Genomic DNA, 21719 nt, shown 5'->3' with positions numbered 1-21719 from the left:
GTGCTCGCGAGGTCCGTACCGTGGACGGGTCGGGGAGATCGGGAGGATTCATGAGCAGCGGCCCGCGCCTGCTGGCCACGAGCGACCTGCACGTCAACCGCTCGGAGAACGAGGACCTGGTCCGCGAGCTGCACCCCACCCACCCCGACGACTGGCTGATCGTCGCCGGGGACGTGGGCGACCGCGTCGACACCGTGACCTGGGCCCTCGGCGTCCTCGCCGAGCGCTTCGCGCGGGTGATCTGGGTGCCGGGCAACCACGAGCTGTGGACGCCGCCGGGCGACGAGGTCGACCTCGTGGGTCCCGCGCGCTATGACCACCTCGTCGAGGCCGCGAGGGGACTCGGCGTGCTCACGCCCGAGGACCCGTGGCCGGTGTGGGACGGGGAGGGCGGCCCGGCGCTGGTGTGCCCGATGTTCCTGCTCTACGACTACTCGGTGCGCCCGCCCTCGATCCCCGCGTCCGCGTCGAACGCGGAGGCGCTCGAGGTCGCCCGCGAGGCCGGGGTCGTGTGCACCGACGAGATCCTCATGTCGAGCGACCCGTTCGCAGACCCCGCCGCCTGGTGCGCCGACCGCCTCGCGCGGACCGAGGCGCGCCTCGCCGAGCGGCCGGCCGGGATGCCGACGGTGCTGGTCAACCACTGGCCGCTGACCCCGCACCCCACCCGCATCCTGCGCCACCCCGAGTTCGCGCTCTGGTGCGGCACGACCGCCACCGCCGACTGGCACGTGCGCCACGACGCGGCCGCGGTCGTCTACGGCCACCTCCACATCCCCCGCACGACCTGGGAGGACGGCGTGCGGTGCGAGGAGGTCTCGGTCGGTTATCCCCGCGAGTGGCAGCGCCACGGTCTCGTGCGCGGCGCGTTGCGGGAGATCCTGCCCGCCCGGGAGGTCGCCGAGCCCGACCCGTTCACCGCCTGGGCGGCCGAGCAGCGCCGGAACTGGGCCCGGTCGTGACGGCCCCGACCGACGCGCTCGCCGACCTCCTGCCCGGCTCGGTGGTGGCGGTGGCCCGGGCCGACGACGACCCGTCGGCCGTGCTCGCGCCGGAGGAGGAGGCCGCGGTGGCGCGCGCGGTCGCCACGCGGCGCGCGGAGTTCACGACGGCCCGGACCTGCGCGCGCGACGCCCTGAGCCGGCTCGGTGCCCCTGCCGCGGCGATCCCGGTGGGGGAGAAGCGCGCCCCGATCTGGCCCGAGGGCGTGGTCGGCGCGATCACGCACTGCGCGGGGTTCCGGGGCGCGGCCGTCGCCTGGCGCGACGAGGTCCGCAGCGTCGGCCTCGACGCCGAGCCGCACGTCGCCCTGCCCGACGGGGTGCTCGAGGCGGTGTCCGACGAGCGCGAGCGGGCGGTGCTCGCCGCGCTGGCGCGGGACGTGCCCGACGTGCGGTGGGACAAGCTCCTGTTCAGCGCCAAGGAGAGCGTCTACAAGGCGTGGTTCCCGCTGACCGGGCGCTGGCTCGGGTTCGAGGAGGCCGAGCTGGTCCCGTCCGCCGACGGCACGTTCCGGGCGGGGCTGCGCGTGCCCGGGCCGGTGGTGGACGGGCGCGAGGTGACGGGGTTCGCCGGGCGCTGGGTGGTGCGCGACGGGCTGGTGATCACCGCGATCGCCCTGCCGGCCGGTTCTCCGTAGCCTCGGGTCGCGATGCGGGACGAGGGGTACTGGGAGAGCTACGAGTCGATCGTCGAGCAGCGCATCCGCGACGCCCAGGACGAGGGCAAGTTCGACGGGCTGCGCGGCGCCGGCCGGCCCCTGCCCGGGCTCAACCGCCCGTACGAGGAGAATTGGTGGCTGCGCTCCTACCTGGAGCGCGAGGGCATCCCGAACGACGTCCTGCTGCCGACGCCGCTGCGGCTGCGCCGCGAGATCGACCGCCTGCCCGAGACCGTGCGGGACATGGAGACCGAGCGCGAGGTCCGCGACACCGTTGCCGCCCTCGCCGCGCGCGTGGCCGCCTGGCTGCGCTTCCCCGACGGTCCGCAGGTCGCCGTGCCCATGCCGCGCTCGGACGAGGTCGTGGCGCGCTGGCGGGAGGAGCGGGCGCGGCGACGGGCGGTGCTGGAGCCTGCGGTGGCGGAACCGGCGGCGCGGGCGTCGGCGTCCGTCTCGCGGCGGTCGTGGTGGCGGCGGGTGTTCGGGCGCGGCTGAGCGGGGGGTAGCAGCGAACGCGCTGTTCGCTGCTTCTAGGCGTTCGAACTCCCCGTTCGCTCGAGCTGGTCGTGGCGCCGGCTCGCGGCGGGTGGTGACGTCATCCGCTCTTACGCGGCCGTCGGGTCCGTCGGGTCCGTCGGGCCGGCGCGGACGCGGACGCCAGCGCCGTCCCGGGAGGTCAGCCCGCGCGCGGGGCGCGCGGCAGGTCGACGACCGTGCCCGGCGCGCGGGCCGGGGTGTCGTCGGCGGCCGGGGCGGCGGGGTGGTCGCCGCGGTGGTCGTCGCGGTGGTCGTCGCGGTCGGCGTCGCGGTGGTCGCCGACCTCGGCGTGGTCGCGATCGTGCATCCGGTCGCGGTCGTCGGGGCGGCGGGACGGAGCGAGCGGGACGACCGTGGCGGCGCCGATGCCGTGGTAGCGCTCCGGGGTGCAGGTCAGCACCACGACCTGCGCGGCACCCTCGCCGGCGGTCGCCGCGGTGAACACGGCGCCGAGCCGGGCGAGGCGCTCGGGGTCGGTGTGGCCGAGGGCGTCGTCGATGACCACCGGCACCCCGTCCGCCGGGTCCACCAGCGCGGCGCAGGCCAGGCGCGCGCACAGCCCCAGCTGCTCCTGCGCGCCGCTGGAGAGCGCGCTGAACGCGACCGTCGTGCCGTGGAGCGTGCGGTGGGTGATGCGGAGGTCCTCGTCGATCTCCAGGGACAGCGACGACCCGAACACGATCCGCGCCAGCCGCTCGACCTGCGCCCGGAACGGGGCGACGTAGGAGCGGCGGACCCGGTCGCGGTGGCGCGCGAGGGTCTCGTGCAGCCGGCGCGCGGCGGCGGCCCGGCGGGCGACGGCGTCGTGGTCGCGGACCGCGGCCTCGAGCTCGGTCGCGGCGGCCGCGAGCTCGTCGTGCCAGCCCTCGAGGCCCGCGGCCTGCAGGCGCCCGGTGGTCTCGGCGTGCTCGCGCTCGAGGCGGGCGGCCTCGGCGGCGAGGCGCTCGTCGACCGCCCGCGCGTTCACCACCCGCGCCTCGACGGTCTCCGGGTCGTCGTCCGCGAGCGCCGCGGCCAGCGACTCGTGCTCCCGCTCGGCCTCCCGCGCCCGGGCCCGGCGATCCTCCTCGGCGGCCGCGAGGTCGGCGTCCGGCTCCGCGGCGCGGGCGGCGCGCAGCTCCTCGGCCCGGCGCGCGTGGGCGTGGCGCGCGTCGGCCGCCCGCTCGGCGAGCACCGCCGCGCGCGTCTCGGCCCCGCGCACCGCGTCCTCGGCGGCCCGGCACGCCGCCCCGGCCTCGTCGGCCCGGCGAGCCGCGTCGTCCGCGGCCGCGCGCGCGGTGTCGGACGCGTGCCGCAGCGCCGCGAGGTCGGCGGCACCGACCGGCTCGGTGGTGGCCTCGGCGACCGAGAACAGGTCGTCCCCGTGCCCGAGGTCGTCGTCCAGCCGCCCCCGCACCGCGTCGTGGGCCTGACGCAGGGCCGCGGTGCTGCCGTGGCCCGCGACCTCGCGGTCCCGTGCCGCGCGGTGCTCCGCCGCCCGCCGGGCCGCGTCGTCGGCGGAGCGTCGGGCGGCGCGGGCGGCCTCGAGGTCGGCGACGCCCAGACCCGCGCACCGCTCCTCCAGCGCGCGGGCGCACGCGCGCACGACGTCGTCGCGACCGGCCTCGTCGTGGCCGGGGCGGACGCGCACGTCGAGCACCCCGGGCACCACCACCGCCCGCGACCCCGCCACGGGCAGCGAGCGTGTCTCGCCGGGCGCGAGCGTCACCGGCTCGCCGTCGACCTCGATCGTCAGCTCCGCCGGCGCGGTGAGCTCGACGCGCGTGGCGGCGGCGTCGCGCGCGGCCTCGGCGCGCAGGAGGTCGCGGGCCAGGTCCTCGAGCGCGTCGAGGTCGTCGGGGCCGACCGTGGCGGCCGCGAGCACGCGCTCGGCGGCAGCGAGCCCGGACTCGGCCTCCTCGACCCGGCGCAGGCGCTCGGCGAGGTCGGCGAGCTCGGCGCGGTCGCGCGCGGCGGAGACGTCCCGCGCGGCCTCGTCGGCGGCCCGGCGGGCGGCGGCCGCCTCCTCGCGGGCCGCGGTGTCGGCGGCGCGGAGGGCGTCGCGCTCGTCGCGGGCCGCGGTGTGCTCGGCGTCGTGGGCGTCGCGGGCCTCCTCGGCGCGCGCGAGCACCGCGGCGTCGGCCTCCACCGCGGCGACCAGCACGTCGCGCGCCTCCCGGCGCTCGCGGGCGGTCTCCGCGCGCTCGCGGGCCAGCACCGCCCGCCCGCGCTCCGTCTCGACCTCCCGCAGCCGCGACTGCAGCCCGGCCCAGCGGTCCTCGAGCTCGGCGACCTGGGCGGCGTGGGCGAGGCGCCGGCTCCGGACGCCCGCGGCGTCGGCGTCGAGCCGGTCGCGGGCGGCCACGTCGCGCTCCACGGCCTCCAGCGCGGCCCGGCAGCGCTCGTGCTCGACCTCGGCGTCGGCGAGGCGCACCTCGGCGGTGCGCAGCTCGCCGGTGGCCCGGCCGCTGGGCGTGCGGTAGCGGCGCAGCTCCTCGCAGGCGCGCTCGACCAGCCCGTCGTCGGCGGTGGGGTCGGGGCGCGCCGTGCCACCCGTGCCCGACGCGGCGCGGTCGAGCGCGCGGGTCAGCGCGTCCTGGCCGCCGAGGTCGGCCTGCCCGACCGCGGTGTGCTGCTCCACGCGCAGCCCGCGCCAGAGCACGCGGTCCATGGTCTCGTCGAGGATCGCCGTGACGCGGGCGTGCGCGTCGGCCCCCGTGAGCTGCTCGCGGGCGGGCTCGAGGACGTGCAGCTCGGTGCGCGGCCGGCGCAGCCAGCGCTTGCGGTAGACGAAGCGGTAGGGGCCGGTGGACACCTCGGCCTCGACCTCGGGCCCGGCGTCGACCCCGGCCGGCTGGGCGGCGCGGATGTCGGCGCGGCGCGAGGAGTCGGCGGCGTCGAAGAGCAGGTCGAGCGCGGCGACCGTCGAGGTCTTCCCGACCTCGTTGTCGCCCTGCAGCACCGTGACCCCGCGCTCGGCGAGGGCGACCTCGCGGTCGTGCACGCCGCGGAAGTCGCGCAGGCGGATGCGGTGCAGCCTCATCGCGGCCCCCCGACGAGCCGGTGGAGCAGGCGCAGGGCGTCGCGGGCCTCGGCGTCCTCGCGTCCGGCGGCGGCGAAGAGGTCGGTGGCGGCGTCGGCGGCGAAACCGTGGAGATCGAGGTCGTCGAGGTCGGCGTCGTCGGGGACCGTCGCCAGGTCCGAGTGCTGCTCGAGCACCTCGACCGCGGCGAACGCGTGGCCGTGCGCGGCGAGCAGGTCGTCGAGACGGCTGCGCTGCCGCAGCGACAGCGTGCCGACCAGCGCCAGGCGCACCGCCGTGCGCTCCTTGTCGGGCAGCGCACCGAGCGAGGCGTCGAGCGCGTCGAGGTCGTCGTCACCGTCGAGTCCCGCGTCGTGGCGGACGAATCGCCAGCCGCCCACCGTCTCGACGGTCACGTGCGCGGCGTGCTCGTCGAGGTCGACGACCAGGACGTGGCCCGGGTCGACCTCGTCGAAGTCGGTGACCTCCGGCGTCCCGGGATGGCGGATGCGGTCGTCGACGGCGTCGACCCAGGCCGAGTGCCGGTCGCCGAGCGCCACGTAGTGCACGCGGCCGTCGGCCAGCGCCGCGAGCACGCCGTCGCGGCGGATGCGCGCGGGCTCGTCGTCGTCGGGGTCGAGGACGTCGAGCTCGCCGTGGCCGGCGAGCACCCGCAGCGTGCCCGGCGGCGCCGGGTCGAGGGCGGCGAGCTGCTCGCCGACGAGGTCGGTGAGCGGGTGCTTGGACCGCCACGGCGCGGCGACGACCTCGACGCCCGGCGCGACCTCGTGCACGCCGGGGGTGTCGAGCACCGTGACGTGCGGTGGGCAGCGGCGCACGAAGTCGGGGCGGCGCATCACGCAAGCAGCGTCGGCCGGGTCGTGGTTGCCCGGCAGGAGCAGTACCGGCGTGCGGAACGACGCCAGCGCCTCGCACGCGCGGGCGACGACGTCGGGACCGACGAGGTTGGACTCGAAGACGTCGCCGCAGACGAGGACGAACGCGGCGTCGCGCTCGTCGGCGAGGCGGCCGAGCGCGGACACGGCGTCGAGCCGGGCCTGGGCGAACCGGGCCTGGGCCTCGCCGGTCAACCCGCCGGCGGCCTCCTTGGGCGGCCGGGCCCCGAGGACCCGGCGCGTCATGCCGAGCTGCCAGTCGGCGGTGTGCACGAACCGCACGCCTGCTCCCTCCGCTGCTCGACCCCTGAAGGTAGAACGACGCCACGGCCCGGACGGGCACCGACACGCACCCGATCCGGCACAGGGTCCGACGCAGGCGCCGCCTTGCCGGTTCCTTCTTTCTCCGGCGCGATCGAGCGGGTGGGTTTTCTGGCGTTGAGTGACAGCGTGGACGCCAGGCTGGAACACCACAGCCGCTCAGGTCAGCGGGAGCTCCGCCACCGCCTCGAGGCCGCCGCGGCTGCCCGAGCGCTCGACGCGGATGCGGGCGTCGCGGCCGCTGACCTCGAGCGTCGACACCGCGTTGCCGAACCACGGCCCGCCGATCGTCGACCAGGACAGCGGCAGGTCCCCGATCCCCGCCGCCGTGGCGACACGGCCCAGGGCGTTGGTGAGGCCGCGCCACCAGCCCAGCGCGAACACGTACTCCATGAACCACGGGACGCCGTTGCGCACGGGCGAGCAGGTCAGCTGGTAGACCCGCGACCGGGTGGGGGAGGGGTAGCGGGCCTCGGCGGCGTAGCTGTGGTGGACGTCCCCGGACAGCACGCACACCGTGGCCGGCGCCGACGGGCCCGAGGCGACGCCGCGGACCAGGTCGGCGAGCCGGTCGAAGGACGCGCGGAAGGCCGGCCAGTGCTCGAGGTCGACGGCCTGGCGCACGGACTCGGCGAGCTTGCTGCCGCGCGCCGCGGCCCACTCGTCGAGCGACTGGACGTGGCTGACCGCCGGCGGCATCAGCCACGGGATCGACGAGCCGAGCAGCAGGTGGTCGACCTCCTCGTCCGGGTCGGTCGCGTTCTCCTCGATCCAGGCGAACGAGTGGTCGTTGATCATCAACCGTTCCTGGGCGTTGAGCACCCGGGCGCAGCGCGAGTCGACCATGAGCAGGCGGGTGCGCCCCAGGTCCCAGCGGTAGCTCCAGCGCACACCGGTCGGCTCGCCGACCTCGGCGTCGGCGCGGCCGGCGAAGTCGGCGAGCATCTCGAACACGTCACCGTCGGCCTCGAGGACCTTGCGGTAGAGCGGGTCGGCGTCGCGCGTCTCCGGGTCGAGGTTGCCGAGGTGCTGGTAGACCCAGTACGACGCGAGCCCGGCCCGGATGCGCTGCGGCCACCACGGCTTCGACGCCATCTGCTCGCGCCAGGTCTGCGAGGTGTTCCAGTCGTCGCGGACGTCGTGGTCGTCGAAGATCATCGCCGTCGGCACCGTCGAGAGCAGCCAGCGCAGCTCCCGGTCGGTCCACGACTCGCTGTAGAGGTGGGCGTACTCGCCGTAGTCGGCGATCTCCAGGCCCGGGCCGTCCGCGGCGTCGGGGTCGCGGTTCTCGCGGATCCAGCGCTCGGTCCGCGGGGTGATCTCGTCGGCGTAGACCTGGTCGCCGAGCAGGCACAGCGCGTCGGGCAGGACCGTTGCCGGGTCGTCGGCCGCGGTGACCTCGTCCATCAGCCGCGTCGCGAACGCGTCGAGCGCGTCGATGCCGAGCGAGGCCTCCAGCTCGGGGTCGTCGGTCGGCGGGTAGCGGCACGAGCCGAAGACGAACCGCAGGCGCGTGCTGTCGGGCTCGGGGGTGCGCTCGCGGCGCGTGCGCAGGTAGCTCGGCGGCGTCGAGGTGCCCTCCATCGGCCACACCAGCTCGCCGTCGAGGCACACCTCGTAGGGCCGGACGGTCCCGGGCTCGAGGCCGTCGACGACGACGAGCGCGTAGTGCTGCCCGCACACCTGGAACGTCGGGGCGGACGCACCGAGCACCTCGACCGTGCAGGGCTCGCTCGTCTCGACCCAGATCGTGGCGGTGGTCGTGCCGACGTGGCGGAGCAGGGGACCCAGCTCGAGGGAGGTCACCCGCCCTGCCTACACCGGGCACCCGTCCGCGGCCACGTGAGGGCGCGCCGCGATCAGTCCGAGCGGTGGGTCAGCTGCTCCAGGCGGCTCTGGACCTGGTCGAGGCGCGCCTGCAACAGGGCCACCTCGGCGCTGAGCAACGGCACGAGCGTGGCGTCGTCGACCTCGCTCCCGAGCCCCGCGAGCGGGGCGAACCCGTCGTCGGCGCCGTCCTCGGCCCGCACCGGCACGTGTCCCAGCAGCACGCCGAACGCCTCCGGGGTCAGCACGGGACGCGGGCCGGCGCACAGCCCGCAGACCGGGTGCAGGCGCCGCCAGCCGACGATCCCGGGTCCGCCGTCGGCCAGCGCCGTCGCCGCGCGCCCGCAGCCGCAGCGGCCCAGCCGCACCGAGCGGATCGTCTGGCGCGCGTAGCGCAGGCCCAGCTCGTAGCGCACGTACCGGCCCGACGCGGCGACCTCGAGCAGCACGCAGTGCTGGTACTGCGGGTCGCACGCGAGGTCGCGGGCGTCGTCGAGCGCGTGGAAGCAGTAGAAGCCGCAGTCGCACCACGACGACGGGCACCGGTGCCGCGGGCTCTGGATGCAGACGGCGTCGGCGACCGCGCCGTAGACCTGCGAGCGGCCCAGCGCGACGCCGTTGAAGCCCGCGCGGCGCGAGTCCGCGGAGATCATCGGGTACGCGATCTTGTACCCGGTCAGCGGCCCCTCCGGCCGCCGGTGCCTAGCGATCGACCAGCTGCTCGGCCGGCTCACGCTGATCCGTGTCCTCGAGGACCTCCTCGACCGCGGGCTCCTCGGCCGCTGCGGGCGCGGGCGGGTCCTCGGCGATGCCGGCGGAGAGTCGACGTCCCAGGCGCATGGCGGCCTCCGAGCAACTCGTGCGATCGACGTGACGTGCCACCAGCGTCGTCGGCGAACCCCGCGATGTCCAGCGTTCGCGTGCCGCGGACGCGCGGAGGGCCCGGGTCGATCCCGACCCGGGCCCTCGCGGAAGCTGCTGTGGGGAGCGGCTCTCAGTCCATCACCTGCTACATCACCTGCTGGTCGTGCGTCCCGACGCGGTGTCGGGTGATCACTCGGCGGCGGCGAGGCCCAGCGCGTCGAGGGCGGCGCCGACCTCGGCCTCGGTGGCCGCGACGTCCTTGTCCAGCTGGTGGGCGTACGGCGCCAGCTCGACCGCGTTGGCCGCCGGGGCGGCGAAGCCGGTGACGGCCGCGGGGACGGCGACGGCGGCGAACGCGAGGCGCATCGTGCTCTTCTTCATGGGGGTCCTTCCCGATCAGGACGGTGACCGTCCGGGTCCGGCTGACCCGAACGGCCGAACCATCGCGGGCTAGCGGCGTCCGATTCAAGCCAGAACGGCCCATTCCGGGACTCGGTAACGAGATCATCACGCGGGCTGTGACGATCTGGATGCGCTCCGCGACCGGACACCCTTGTCCAGGGCCCTTCGGGTGGTCCTCGCGAGGATCTCGGCAAGATCACGCCGATGTCACGCGTGTTCACACGGACGTCACGTCGCGCGGGCCCGGCGATCCCGTGCCCGGGGTGTCGTACGCTCGGCCCGCCGTGGCCGCCCCGGCGGGCGGCACCCCGGGGGGCAGTAGCTCAGCTGGTCAGAGCAGCGGACTCATAATCCGTCAGGTCGTCGGTTCGAGCCCGACCTGCCCCACTCCCTCGACCTGGTGAGATCTCACCGAGGCCGTCCCGGCGGCATCGCTCAGCGACGATGGGCGCAGGCGCCGACGACCGCTCCCACCGCGGCCGCGGCCCCGAGCAGTGCGGCCATCACGGTGGACGGAGGTCGCCGCACCGTGATCGCCGGCCGCACGACCACCGACGCGGGCTCGTCCGCCGCCTCGGGGGCGTTCTCGCCCAGCGTGGCCGCCCACGCCGTCACGAAGAGCACGAGCCGGGCGACGAGGTTGGTGAACACGAGCAACCCGAGGATCGGGCCGAAGGCGACACCTGCCGGCGAGGTCGTGACCCGGGCGAGGTAGACGGTCACGAGCTGCTGGAGCGCCACGAGCCCGACCGCGCCGAGGGCCGCGGCCCGCACGGCACTGCGCCGCGTCACCGGTTCGCGGGGCAGCCGGGCGATGACCCACACCAGCACGATCCAGTCCGCGAGGAGGGTGAGGGCCAGGCCGGCCAGGACGACCAGGAGTCGGGTCAACCAGGCGCGGTCGAGTCCGAGCAGCTCGATCACGGTGCCGGACATGCCGGTGCCGGCCGCGGTGACCCCGAAGGAGAGGAGCAGCGCCAGTGCGAGACCGATCATGGCGAGCAGGTCGGTGCCGTAGCGCCTGACCAGGGGCACCGCCGGCCGGCGTTGGGCCCACTGCTCGGACAGCGCCTCGCGCAGGTTGGCGGTCCACCCCAGGCCCACGACCAGTCCGAACGCCAGACCGAGGATGCCGACCGCGTCGCGTTGGTCGATCGCGGTGGTGATGATCGAGGTCACGGTGGGGGCCAGCGTCGCCGGCACCGTGCTCGTGATCGCCGACTGCAGCTCCGCCAGCAGGTGCGGGTCGCCGGCGAGCACGTAGCCGGCGGCCGCGAAGGCCATCATCAGCACCGGGACCAGGGCGAGCACGCTGAAGTAGGTGATCGCTGCCGCGTAGTGGTCGCCGTGCTTCTCGGCGTACCGGGAGCCCGCGCGCACCACGTGGTCGAGCCAGGGGTGACGCGCTCGGAGTGCCTCGAACCGGCCGGGTCCCGCGTCCTCCGTCGTGGTCATCAGGTTCTCCTCGACCGACCCGGGACCGCGCTCAGTCGTCTCCGGCCAGGGCCCGCGCAGCGGTCATGAGCTCCGGATCCACCCACCCCGTCGTGTCGATGCCGGCGTGGCGAGCGCGGTCCTGCAGGTCCAACAGGCGCGCGGCGTGGGCGGCCTCCTCGTACGGCAGGCCCTCCCGGTGCGCTCGCCGCAGACCTTCCTGGGCCCGGTCGATGCCTTCACGCAAGGCCGTCTCGAACATCACCACACCTCCTCCGCCCGGGTCGCCGGACGCCAGCATCGCGGCCCGATGCCGCCGCGCGCCTCATGCGCGGGGTGTGAAGTCCTCCGCGGGGGGTCGTCCGTTCGAGCCTGACCTGCCCCCCGCTCAGCCGTCGTCGCCCGAGTCGGTCCCGGTGTCGGCGGACTCGCCGGCGTCGGCGGAGTCGGCGTCGGTCCCGCCCGCGTCGGCCGCGGGGTCCTCGGCGGCGTCACCGGTGGCGCCCGGCTCGGCGGTGCCGGTCGTCCCCGTGTCCTCGGCCGTGCCGGCGTCGGCGGACTCGTCCTCGGACGCCTCGGACTCCGCGCTCGTGGACGCCGGGGCGCCGGTGGACGGGAAGGCCAGGGCCACGCCCGCGCCGGCGGTCACGGCCACGAGCAGGGCGCCGATGGCGACCGCCGACGCGAGCCCCGCGCCGACACGGCGGGACGTGGTCGGGGCCGAGGTCTTCGACGGCGCGGGCGCCACCGCGTCGACGAGCCGCGCCACGCCGGCCTCGAGCGGCCCGCGGCCCAGGAACCGCTGCCACGCCATCCCGGCGGCCAGGGCGCCGACGGCCTGCACGCCGAAGAGCACCCACGGGTCGGTGCCCGGGGCCAGTCCGGTGACGACGACGTGCAGGACGTAGAAGGTCAGCGTCATCGATCCGGCCGCCGCGAGCGGGGCCCGGATCGCGCCCAGGACCCGGCCGGGCGTGCGGTCGGCGAGGCGGGCGACCAGCCGGTCGAGCAGCAGCGCCAGGCCCAGCACCGCCAGCGAGGTCCCGATGGTGCGGGCGAGGTCGAAGGGCGTGGAGGAGTGCGGCAGGGACACCGCGAGCCACCACCAGCTCGTGGCCGGTGTGACGCCGTTCGGTCCCTCGACGAACAGGCTCGCGACCTCCTCGGGGTCGAGGCCGGTGGTCGTGAGGACCTGCCCGAGCCCGCCCGCCACCTGCAGCAGCAGCGCCGAGGAGATGGCGGCGACCGTGGCGAGCGCAGCGCCACCGAGGGCGAGCGCGGCGGCGGTCCGGGTCCGGTCGAGGCGCAGGCGGCCGACGGCGATGCCGACGCAGAGGTACGCCAGCCACGGCCAGACCGGGTAGGCGCCGGTGAACAGCAGGGTGGTCAGCAGCCCGCCGGGGTCGGTGACCAGCATCGTGAACGACGGGTCGAGCAGCTCGGTGGGCGGCAGCTGTGCCCGCAGCAGGTGATTGGTGACGGGGGCGACGACGACGAGGGCCGCACCGAGCCCGGCCAGCACGCGGGTCGACAGGAGCACCAGCGGCACGGCGAGCACGAACAGCACGCCGTAGTAGGTGAGGATGACGTCGATGCTGCTGAGCTCGGCCTGACCGAGGGCGAGCCCGATCGTCCCGATCGCGAGGCCCCGCACCGCCAGGCGCCGAGCGTGCTGGCGAGCGGTATCGGTCTCGACGCGGCGCCGCCCGGTCAGCAGCGCCACCGAGAGCCCGGCGAGGACGCCGAACAGCGCCGCGGCGGGCCCGTTGACCAGGCGCCCGACCAGCGTCGGCTGGTCACCCGCGGTCAGGGGGAGCGTGTGCGCGGCGATCATCCCGAGCAGCGCGAGACCCCGGGCGACGTCCACCCCGCGGACCCGCGAGGCCTTCGTCGCGGCGGGCGGGGCGACCACCTCGACCTGTCGGGTCGGGATGAACCTCACCGTCGGTGCGTCGACCGCCGACGGACCGGCTGCGGGCCGCATCCCCGACCGCATCCCCGGTCCCGTGACCGGTCGCGTGCCCGGCGCGGCCGGCGGACGCGGCGCCGGGTAGCGGTGGGTGACCGCACCCGTCGCGTACGGGGTCCGCGGACGAGGCGGCTCGGTCGTGATCATTGCGGCTCCTGGCGCCCGACGGGGGGTGACCACCGAAGCGTCCGCCGATCGGCGCCGCCGCAGAATCACCGCCGTGGGCACGGAGGCCGTGCACCGGGGTCAGGGTTTCGTCACCGCGGGGTAAGGGTGCTAGGTGCGGGTGACGCGGCGCGGGTGCAGGACGATCCGCCGGATCTCGTCCTCGTCGGCCCACGCCGCCGCGGTCGCGCGGTGCTCGTCGGAGTCCGGGTCGTCCCAGTAGCGCTTCGCGAGCCGGTCCGCGAGCTCCTTGGCGCCGTCGCGGTGCACGGTCACGTCGGCCTCGATCGACACCCAGCCCTCGGGCTCGCCGTTCGGCCGGACCACGACGAACGTGGCCTGCGGGTCGGCCTCCAGGCGGCGCACCTTGGGTGAGCTGACCAGCGAGAACAGCTGGACGCCGCCCTCGGGCGTCGGCTCGAACCACACCGGGCGCGGCGCGGGGAGGCGCCCGGGGGCGGGCGGGATCGTCAGCAGCCCGTGCAGCGGGCGGTCGAGCAGGGCGCGGTCGTCGTCGGTGAGCATCGGGTTCTCCTCGGGGATCGGTGGATCCGTTCCGGGCGCCGGGCGCCGCCCGCTCGACGGCCCACGCGCGAACGGGGCGCGGCGGCCGTCCGTGCAGGCGCGCGACGTCGTCGGTCACGGCGGTCTGCCGTGCCCCCAAGGCTCGCCCGCGGACGCCCGCCCGGCCATCGGCGCGACGCTCCGGCACCTTCGCGAGCGTCCACCCTCGACCCCCGAGAGCGTCTAACCTCGGGGAGGTGGGGACGATCGACGCGCTGCTCGGCACGGTCCGCGTCGAGGAGCCCGCGATGCGTGCGGACACGCTCGCCCCCGGCCGCGCCACGGTCCCCGCCGGCGGACGCTGGGCCCTCGTCGCGGTCGCGCGCGGGGAGGCGGACCTCGGCGACGGCGCGCTCCACCCCGGCGACGCGGTCCTCCTGCGCGGCGCCGACCGCCTCGCCGTCCGGGCCGGCGACGAGGGGGCGACGCTGCTGGTCGCCGAGTTCGCGCTGCGCGGCGCCGCGCCACGGCTGGCGCTGCTGCCCGCGCGGGCGGTCGTGCGCGCCGACTCGGAGTTCTGCCGCCTGCTCGTCGCGCGCGTCACCGACCAGCTCGACGCCGCCCCCACCAGCGACGTCGTGTCCACGCGCCTGCTCGACTGGCTCGTCACCGACACCGTGCGCGACGTCCTCACCGCGGCGGCCGGCGAGGTGACGGCCACCGACCCCGGCGTCGCCGCCGCCCTCGCCGCCATCCACGACGACCCCTCCGGCCCCTGGACGGTCGCGCGCCTCGCCGCGCACGCCGGCGTCAGCCGGGCGGCGTTCGCCCGCCGGTTCCGCGAGGAGGTGGGCACCTCGCCGCTGTCCTACCTGCGCGAGCACCGCTTCGACCTCGCCGAGCGCGCGCTGGTCACCGAGCCCGACGCCACCGTCGCGGCGGTCGCCCGCCGCGTCGGCTACGCCAACCCCTTCAGCTTCAGCACCGCGTTCCACCGCCACCGCGGGCACGCCCCCAGCGCGGTCCGCCGCGCCGAGCCGTCCACGGCCTCGGGCTGATCAGGCCGGGGTGTCCGGCCGGGCCTGCCGGGCCTGCTGGGCCTGCTGCGTTCTCCGCGCCTTCTGCTCCCGCTGCGAGCGCATGCCGGACCTCACCGACACCAGCACGATCAGCCCGATCGTGATCCACAGCGCGTACCGGTCGATGGTCAGTACGAGGTCGACGGCGTGCTGCCCGATGCCGTAGCCGAGGCCGGCGACGAGCCCGGTCATGAGCGCGGCGCCGAGGGCGTCCAGGACCAGGAACGGCACCAGCCGCATCCGCCCGAGACCGGCGAGGGCGAACACCGCGGCGCCCGGCACACCGGGCAGCGAGGCCCCGACGACGGCCAGCGCGGTCGCCCACCGCGGCGCGGACCGGATCCACGTCACGAAGCGCTGCGCGACGTCACCGGGCGCCCACAGCGCGACGATCTTCTCGCCCCACCGGCGTCCGGCCAGCCAGAACAGCCAGTCGAACTTGGTCATGCCGAAGGTCCCGGCCGCGATGACCAGCCACAGGTTCCCCTCGCCGATCCGCGCGAACGCGGCGCCCGCGCCGGTCGCGGAGAGGCTGCCGGTGACGGCGGCCAGGGCCGTGGGGTGCGACGCCAGCAGGAAGGGCCGCAGCGGCATCGTCGCCAGCATCGCGACGAGGACGCCGAGCGTGGCGACGACCAGCACCTTGTCGCCGCGCGACATCGGGTGGTCCCACGGCATCGCGTCGCGCCAGGCCTTCTTCGCCTCGGCGATCTCCTCGGGCGAGTAGTCCGCGGTCCGCCACCGGAAGCGCCTCGGCGTCGCGGCCACGGGCCCGGTGTCCTCGTCCTGCTGCTCGCGGCTCGTGTCGGCGCCCGCGCCCGTCATCGTCTCGCCCCCGTCCCGCTCGGTGTCCTCTCCGACGCGTTCCACGATCGCGCGCCGAGGGGGCGGACCGCGTCCCTCGCCGGGACGACCTCGCCGACGGCCCTCCTCCTCACGGAGGAGGGCCGTCGGCGGTGGAGCGGCGGGACGGGTCAGGCCTGCGCGGGCACCCCGCGTGCGGGCGCCTCGTCCGGGCCGTCGAGGCCGCGGGTCAGGGTCTCGCTCATCGCCCAGCTGCTGCCCAGCGAGATCAGGGCGAGCAGGACCGTGAAGCCCGCGACCGACATGAGGCTGCCCGTCCAGAGCACGAGCAGGCCGCAGATCGCGGGCGCGAGCCCGCCGACGATCGACGCGATCTGGTAGGAGAGCGACGCCCCGCTGTAGCGCAGGTGGGTCGGGAACAGCTCGGAGAAGTACGCCGACTGCGGCCCGTACACCGCGCTGCGGCAGGCCTGCACGACGAGCCCGCCGAGGATGAACAGCCCGACGACCCCGGTCTGCACGAGCAGGAAGTACGGGATCGCGAACACCACGAGCAGGCCCATCCCGCCGAGGAACAGCGGGCGGCGGCCGAGGCGGTCGGACAGCAGCCCGAGCAGCAGGATCATCGGGATGTCCGACGCGGACAGGAAGGTGTTGGCGCCGAGGATCGTGCTGCGCGTGTAGCCGAGCTCGGTGGTCGCGTACGAGACGAGCCAGACCGAGCTGATGTAGAAGGTGGCGTTGGTGGCCACGAACGACCCCGCCGCCAGGAAGATCAGCTTCGGGTGCTCGCGCAGCACCTGCAGGACCGGCAGCCGGCTCGCCTCGCGGCGCTCCTGGTCGCGGCGGAACACGGGGCTCTCGGCCACGGTCAGCCGGATCCACATGCCGACGGCGATGAGCACGGCGCTCGCGAGGAACGGGATGCGCCAGCCCCAGGCCTGGAAGGCCTGCTCGCTGACGGTCAGGTCGAGCACGAGGAACGAGCCGGTGCCCATGACGAGCCCGAGCGGGACGCCGACCTGGGGCCAGCTGCCGTAGAAGCCGCGGCGGTGCGGCGGGGCGTTCTCGACGGCCATGAGCGCGGCGCCGCCCCACTCACCGCCGACCCCGAAGCCCTGGGCGAAGCGCAGCACCACGAGCAGCACCGGGGCGAGGACGCCGATCGTCGCGTAGCCGGGCAGCAGCCCGATGCCGACCGTCGCCGCGCCCATGAGCAGCAGCGAGTACACCAGCATCGGCTTGCGCCCGACGCGGTCGCCGAAGTGCGCGAACACCGCGCCACCGATCGGCCGGGCGATGAAGCCGGTGGCGAACGTGCCGAGCGCGGCGATGGTGCCGATCGCCGGGTCGGCGGCCGGGAAGAACACCTTGTTGAACACGAGCGCCGCGGCGGTGCCGTAGATGAAGAAGTCGAACCACTCGATGGTCGTGCCGACGAGACTGGCCGCGGCGACCCGGCGCGGCACCCGCAGGGAGGGTCCGGCGCGGCCGCCCTCGACCGACTCGGTTCCGGACGCGTCGCTGGCCATGAAGGGCTCCTCGTCGTCGGGGTGCCCGGTCATGGAACGGCTCGCCCGGACCAGGGTCAAGGCTCGGCAAAGGAGTGGTCGCGAGACTGGGCCGTCGGCACGACGCCGTGCCGCCGTCACGGTGCGGTGCGCACACCTCGACGGAGGGTCGCCGTCAGGAGGGCGGCAGCCAGCGGGCGGCCGCGTCGGCGGCGTCGTCCGCCCCGGCGTTGAACGCGATCGCGGCCTGCGGCGCGTGACGGCGGACGAGGTTCACGACGCGTTCGAAGAACTCCAGGCGTGGCTCGTCGGTGCGGATCCCGCCGCCCACGACGACGCACGCGTACGGCTCGGCGGCGAGGACGTCCGCGATCCGCGCCGCCAGGACGTCCGGGTCCTCGTCGTAGGGGAGCAGCTCGTGACGGGCGGCGATGCCGCGGTCGACGAAGCGCCGCTCTCCGTCGGCGATCTTCGCGACCACCGGCGCCGGGTCGTAGCCCGGCACCGTGCGGGGATCGAGCCCGAGGACCAGGACCTGCGTCGGCGCCACGGCGCCCGATCGTGCCAGCGGCCGGACCCGCGGGGACCGCGCCGGGAGGCGACGGCGCATCGGACGCCGGGCGGGCGTCTCCCGTCCCGCGGCGTCAGCGCAGGCGGGGGAGCACCTCGCCGGCGAGGAGGTCGAGCATGCCCGCGCGGCCGGCCGGAGCCACCGCCGGCGCGACGACCACCGACTCCGCGCCCGCGTCGCGGTACTCGGCGAGGCGCGCGGCGACCTGCTCGGGCGTGCCGTGCGGGACGCAGGCGTCGACGATCCGCTCCATGTCCTGCCCGTAGGTCGCGGCGAGGGCCTCGAGCGCGCCGCGTCGGGCGGCGGCCGGGTCGGTGTCGACGCAGCTCCACGCGAAGTACGCGCCGGTGACCTCGGCGGGGTCGCGGCCGTGGCGCTCGGCCTCCTCGCGCGCCGTGCGCAGACCGCGGGCGACGCGATCGGGGCTGCCGAGGTAGGGCATCCAGACGTCGCCGGCCCGGCCCGCGCGGCGCATGGACGCCGGGGAGCGCCCGCCGACCCAGATCGGCGGGCGCGGCCGCTGCACCGGGAGCGGGTCGAGCGTCGCCGGGGTGCCCTCGACGTCGATGGCCCCGCCGGCGAACAGGCGCCCGAGGACGTCGAGGCCCTCGTCGGTGCGGCGTCCCCGCTCGCGGACCGGGACGCCGCAGGCCGCGAACTCCACGGGGTTCTCGCCGCCCACCCCGACGCCGAGCTCGAAGCGCCCGCCGGAGACGCGGTCGAGGGTCGTCGCCATCTTCGCGGCGAGCGGCGCGGGGTAGAGCGGCAGCAGCGTGACGGCGCTGAGCAGCCGCACCCGGCTGGTGACCGCCGCGGCCGCGGCGAGGGTGACGAACGCGTTGGCCGTCGGGCTGCCGAAGAGCACGTGCTCGCCGGCGGCGACGATGTCGAAGCCCTGCTCCTCGGCGCGCCGGGCGTCCTCCGCCGCCATGGTCGGCGGCATCATCAGGCCGACCCTCACGCGTCGGGCCTCACGCGTCGAGCCCTGCGCGGGCCAGCACGGCCGACGCCATCCGCAGGTGCACGTCGTCGACCATCTCGCCGTCGACGACCCCGACCCCGCTCTTCCCGGCCTCGATCACGAGCCGGGCGTGGGCGACCTCGTCGTCGGTCGGCGTGAACGCCTCGTGGGCGAGCGCGACCTGCGAGGGGTGGATGCAGATCTTGCCGTCGTAGCCGAGGTCCCGGCCGGCGGCGGCGTCGGCGCGGAACGCCTCGGCGTCGTGCGCGGCGACCACGGCCTGGTCGAGCAGCCCGACCCCGCCCAGCGCGCCCGCGAGCACGACCTCGCTGCGCGCGTGCAGCACCTCGAGCGAGCCCGGCGTGCGCCGCCCGCCGACGGAGGCGATGTAGTCCTCGGCGCCGAAGTACGCGGCGAGCAGCCCGCTCACGAGCTCGCGGCACCGGGCGATGCCCTTCGCGCTCTCCAGCCCGCCGACCACCGGGAGGTCGAGGCGCGCGCGCAGGTCCGCGAGCTGCTCGGGCGACTCGAGCTTGGGCAGCACCACCCCGTGCGCCGCCGACCCCGCGACCGCGGCGACGTCGTCGGCGTACCAGGGCGTCGTGGGGCCGTTGACGCGGACGAGCACGAGGGTGTCGCCGCCGGCGAGCTCGCCGACCGCCCTCACCGTCGCCTCGCGCGCGCTCTCCTTGTCGGCGGCCGCGACGGCGTCCTCGAGGTCGACGGCCACGGCGTCGGGCGCCCAGCGCGGCACCTTGGCGACCATGTCGGGCCGCGCGCCGGGCACGAACAGCAGGCTGCGCGGCACCCTCACCGGTCCGGTCCCGTCGGCCGCCGGTGCATCAGACCCGTGCGCCGGCAGGTGCACACCACCTCGTTGCGCTGGTTGCGCGCGCGGTGCGCGAACACCGCGATCCCGGCGTCGGGCCGCGAGCCCGAGGCGCGCACCGACACGATCTCCGTCTCCACCCGCACGGTGTCACCGTGGAACACCGGGGCCGGGAACGCCACCTCGTCGAGCCCGAGCTGGGCGACGATCGTGCCGAGCGTCAGCTCCGGCACCGACAGCCCGACCACCAGGGCGAGGGTGAACATGCTGTTGACCAGCGGCCGCCCGAACTCGGTGGTCTCCGCGTACGCGTGGTCGAGGTGCAGCGGCGCCGGGTTCATGGTCATCGTCGTGAACAGCACGTTGTCGGTCTCGGTGACCGTGCGCCGGGTCGCGTGCTCGACGACGAGGCCCTCGGTGAGGTCCTCGAACCAGAGGCCGCTCACGCGTGCACCGCGGCGGCGAGGGTGTCCAGCGACCCCGGGTCCTCCAGCGCGCTGGTGTCGCTGCGCGCCTCGCCGTGCAGCAGGACCTCGCGCATCAACCGTCGCATGATCTTGCCGGTGCGGGTCTTGGGCATCGCCGCGGTGACGATGACGCGGTCGGGCCGGGCGATGCCGCCGATGGTGTCCGCGACGAGCGTGCGCACCTCGTCGGGGACCTCGTCGGCGCTCCCACCGGTGACGGTCACGAACGCGACCGGCACCGTGCCCTTGGTCGGGTCGGGGATCCCGACGACGGCCGCCTCGACCACGCGGGGATGGGTGGTCACCACCGCCTCGATCTCCATGGTCGACAGACGGTGCGCGGCCACGTTGATGACGTCGTCGGCCCGCCCGAGCACCCAGAGGTGCCCGTCGTCGTCGACGACCGCCTCGTCGTTGGTGGCGTAGCGGCCCGGGAAGCGCCCGAAGTAGGTGGAGAGGTAGCGCTCGTGGTCATCCCACACGGTGCGCGCGAGCGTCGGGAACGGGCGGGTCATGACGAGGTTGCCCTTCACCCCCGTCGGCACCTCGTGGCCGTCGGAGTCGACCACCGCGAAGGCGTGCCCCGGCACCGGCGTGCCCACCGAGCCGGCCTTGAGGTCGTCGACGCCGGTGACGGGGTAGGTCCACGTCGACCCGGTCTCGGTCTGCCCGTAGGCGTTGACGACCGGGACGCCGTAGGTCTCGCTCGCCCAGGTGAAGGTCTCGCCGTCGAGGGGCTCGCCCTGGACGGTGATCAGCTGCAGGCGGGGGAGCGGGTGCTCGGCGGCGAGGTCGTCGCCGAACTTGCGCAGCATCCGCAGCACCGTCGGCGCGCACAGGACCTGGGTGACGCCGTGCCGCTCGCAGATGTCGTAGAAGCGGGACGGGCCCGGCGTGTCCAGCGCGCCCTCGTAGCAGGCGATCGTCGACCCGTGCGCCAGCCCGCCGATCACGGCCTGGATCGGGAAGGTCAGCCAGCCGACGTCGGCGGCCACCCAGTAGACGTCGCCCTCGACGGGCCCGGCCTGCCAGTGCACGTTCGCCCAGGTCCCGAGCAGGAAGCCGCCGACCGAGTGCACGACGCCCTTGGGGCGCGACTCGGTGCCGCTGGTGAAGATCAGGAACGCGGGCTCGTTGGGGTCGAGGGCGACGGTCGGTGCGCCCTCGGGGTGCTCGGCGACCAGGGCCGCGTAGGACACCTCGCCCGCTGCGAGCTCGACCCCGCGCCCGGTGCGGTCGACCACCACGACGTGCTCGACGGTCGGCGCCTCCGGCCGCGCGGCGCGCAGCGTCTCGAGCAGCTCGACCGTCCGCCCCCGCCGGTGGATCGCGTCGGCGACGACCACCGCCTTCGCCCGGGCCGCCGCGAGCCGGGAGGCGACCGCCTCGCGTCCGAACCCGGAGAACAGCACCGTGTAGATCGCGCCGATCTTGTTGCAGGCGTGGATCGCGGTGAACGCCTCGACGAGGTTCGGCATGTAGACCGCGACGACGTCGCCGTGGGCGATCCCGAGCGAGCGCAGCCCGCCCGCGAGGCGGTCCACCTCGTCGGCGAGCTCCGCGTAGGTCAGCGTCCGCGTGTCGCCCGGCTCGCCCTCCCAGACCACCGCCGGCCGGTCCGGGGTCGACTCCGCCCAGCGGTCGACGCAGTTGTCGGCGACGTTGATGCGCCCGCCGTCGAAGTACCGGAAGTCGCCGAGCTCGCCCGTCCGCACCGTCTGCCAGGGCGTCAGCCAGCGGTGCTTCGCGGCCACCCAGGCCCAGTAGTCGTCGGGGTCGCGCTCGTGCAGCGCGCGGGCCTCGGCGAGCTCGGCCGCCCGCTCGGCGGAGCGCCACCGCTCGTCGAGGGCCTGCAGCGGCGCGGAGATCAGGGTGGCGAGGGTGTCGCGATCATCCATGGTCGCTCCTCTCCCGGGT

General features: G+C 75.8%; 21 protein-coding genes and 1 tRNA gene. 5 read left to right on the top strand and 17 right to left on the bottom strand.

Annotation, left to right across the window (positions count from 1 at the left end):
• Positions 1-50 precede the first annotated feature (50 nt).
• The 3 genes from PH190_RS13220 to PH190_RS13210 are packed head-to-tail and all read left to right on the top strand — an operon-like array spanning position 51 to position 2155.
• Entirely contained in the window at positions 51-962 is a 912-nt protein-coding gene (locus PH190_RS13220; RefSeq protein WP_274231983.1) for a metallophosphoesterase family protein, read from the top strand.
• Positions 959-1639 (top strand): 4'-phosphopantetheinyl transferase family protein, encoded by a 681-nt coding sequence (locus PH190_RS13215; RefSeq protein WP_274231982.1) that lies wholly within the window; start codon positions 959-961, stop codon positions 1637-1639. The genes PH190_RS13220 and PH190_RS13215 overlap by 4 nt, the downstream gene beginning before the upstream one ends.
• A gap of 12 nt (positions 1640-1651) precedes the next feature.
• The gene (locus PH190_RS13210) at positions 1652-2155 is read left to right on the top strand and encodes a DnaJ family domain-containing protein (RefSeq protein ID WP_274231981.1); all 504 of its coding nucleotides are present in this window, start codon (positions 1652-1654) and stop codon (positions 2153-2155) included.
• Between the two features lie 181 nt (positions 2156-2336).
• Here the strand turns inward: PH190_RS13210 and PH190_RS13205 are convergent, their stop codons facing one another.
• From PH190_RS13205 to PH190_RS13180, 6 genes are all read right to left on the bottom strand, one after another.
• Complete coding sequence (locus tag PH190_RS13205; protein WP_274231980.1) at positions 2337-5219, bottom strand: AAA family ATPase; 2883 nt, start codon at positions 5217-5219, stop codon at positions 2337-2339.
• Complete coding sequence (locus PH190_RS13200) at positions 5216-6376, bottom strand: metallophosphoesterase family protein (protein WP_274231979.1); 1161 nt, start codon at positions 6374-6376, stop codon at positions 5216-5218. Before PH190_RS13200 ends, PH190_RS13205 begins: the two co-directional genes overlap by 4 nt.
• Positions 6377-6574: 198 nt before the next feature.
• Complete coding sequence (locus tag PH190_RS13195; protein WP_274231978.1) at positions 6575-8221, bottom strand: alkaline phosphatase D family protein; 1647 nt, start codon at positions 8219-8221, stop codon at positions 6575-6577.
• 53 nt (positions 8222-8274) lie between these two features.
• Positions 8275-8895, bottom strand: coding sequence for a hypothetical protein (locus PH190_RS13190; protein WP_274231977.1), 621 nt, complete (start codon positions 8893-8895; stop codon positions 8275-8277).
• A 49-nt stretch (positions 8896-8944) separates the two neighbouring features.
• Entirely contained in the window at positions 8945-9082 is a 138-nt protein-coding gene (locus PH190_RS13185; protein WP_274231976.1) for a hypothetical protein, read from the bottom strand.
• Between the two features lie 213 nt (positions 9083-9295).
• On the bottom strand, positions 9296-9487 hold the full coding sequence (locus tag PH190_RS13180; protein WP_274231975.1) for a hypothetical protein: 192 nt from the start codon (positions 9485-9487) through the stop codon (positions 9296-9298).
• Between the two features lie 333 nt (positions 9488-9820).
• Here PH190_RS13180 and PH190_RS13175 point away from each other — a divergent pair.
• Positions 9821-9895: transfer RNA gene (locus tag PH190_RS13175), tRNA-Ile, on the top strand.
• A 48-nt stretch (positions 9896-9943) separates the two neighbouring features.
• Here the strand turns inward: PH190_RS13175 and PH190_RS13170 are convergent.
• The 4 genes from PH190_RS13170 to PH190_RS13155 form a co-directional block, all read right to left on the bottom strand.
• Entirely contained in the window at positions 9944-10963 is a 1020-nt protein-coding gene (locus PH190_RS13170; RefSeq protein ID WP_274231974.1) for a YhjD/YihY/BrkB family envelope integrity protein, read from the bottom strand.
• Between the two features lie 31 nt (positions 10964-10994).
• Entirely contained in the window at positions 10995-11207 is a 213-nt protein-coding gene (locus PH190_RS13165) for a hypothetical protein (protein ID WP_274231973.1), read from the bottom strand.
• A gap of 123 nt (positions 11208-11330) precedes the next feature.
• Positions 11331-12884, bottom strand: a complete 1554-nt coding sequence (locus tag PH190_RS13160; protein ID WP_274231972.1) for a heparan-alpha-glucosaminide N-acetyltransferase domain-containing protein — start codon at positions 12882-12884, stop codon at positions 11331-11333.
• Positions 12885-13187: 303 nt separating this feature from the next.
• Positions 13188-13601, bottom strand: a complete 414-nt coding sequence (locus PH190_RS13155; RefSeq protein ID WP_274231971.1) for a pyridoxamine 5'-phosphate oxidase family protein — start codon at positions 13599-13601, stop codon at positions 13188-13190.
• Between the two features lie 236 nt (positions 13602-13837).
• Between PH190_RS13155 and PH190_RS13150 the strand changes: the two genes are divergently transcribed.
• A complete protein-coding gene (locus PH190_RS13150) occupies positions 13838-14638 on the top strand; it encodes a helix-turn-helix domain-containing protein (protein WP_274231970.1) in 801 nt (266 codons plus the stop codon).
• Here PH190_RS13150 and PH190_RS13145 read toward each other — a convergent pair whose 3' ends face one another.
• From PH190_RS13145 to PH190_RS13115, 7 genes are all read right to left on the bottom strand, one after another.
• Positions 14639-15529, bottom strand: a complete 891-nt coding sequence (locus tag PH190_RS13145) for a DedA family protein (protein WP_274231969.1) — start codon at positions 15527-15529, stop codon at positions 14639-14641. It abuts the gene before it with no gap.
• A 104-nt stretch (positions 15530-15633) separates the two neighbouring features.
• A complete protein-coding gene (locus PH190_RS13140) occupies positions 15634-17028 on the bottom strand; it encodes an MFS transporter (RefSeq protein ID WP_274231968.1) in 1395 nt (464 codons plus the stop codon).
• A 121-nt stretch (positions 17029-17149) separates the two neighbouring features.
• Positions 17150-17524, bottom strand: a complete 375-nt coding sequence (locus tag PH190_RS13135; RefSeq protein WP_274231967.1) for a hypothetical protein — start codon at positions 17522-17524, stop codon at positions 17150-17152.
• Positions 17525-17618: 94 nt separating this feature from the next.
• On the bottom strand, positions 17619-18506 hold the full coding sequence (locus PH190_RS13130) for an LLM class flavin-dependent oxidoreductase (RefSeq protein ID WP_274231966.1): 888 nt from the start codon (positions 18504-18506) through the stop codon (positions 17619-17621).
• Between the two features lie 10 nt (positions 18507-18516).
• Positions 18517-19320, bottom strand: coding sequence for an HpcH/HpaI aldolase/citrate lyase family protein (locus PH190_RS13125; protein ID WP_274231965.1), 804 nt, complete (start codon positions 19318-19320; stop codon positions 18517-18519).
• Positions 19317-19781, bottom strand: a complete 465-nt coding sequence (locus tag PH190_RS13120) for a MaoC family dehydratase (RefSeq protein WP_274231964.1) — start codon at positions 19779-19781, stop codon at positions 19317-19319. Before PH190_RS13120 ends, PH190_RS13125 begins: the two co-directional genes overlap by 4 nt.
• Positions 19778-21700 (bottom strand): AMP-binding protein, encoded by a 1923-nt coding sequence (locus PH190_RS13115; RefSeq protein ID WP_274231963.1) that lies wholly within the window; start codon positions 21698-21700, stop codon positions 19778-19780. The genes PH190_RS13120 and PH190_RS13115 overlap by 4 nt, the downstream gene beginning before the upstream one ends.
• Between the last annotated feature and the right edge of the window lie 19 nt (positions 21701-21719).

The organism is Actinomycetospora straminea (genome assembly GCF_028737255.1).
GTDB lineage: Bacteria > Actinomycetota > Actinomycetes > Mycobacteriales > Pseudonocardiaceae > Actinomycetospora > Actinomycetospora straminea.
This window is presented reverse-complemented; position numbering and strand designations above follow the sequence as displayed.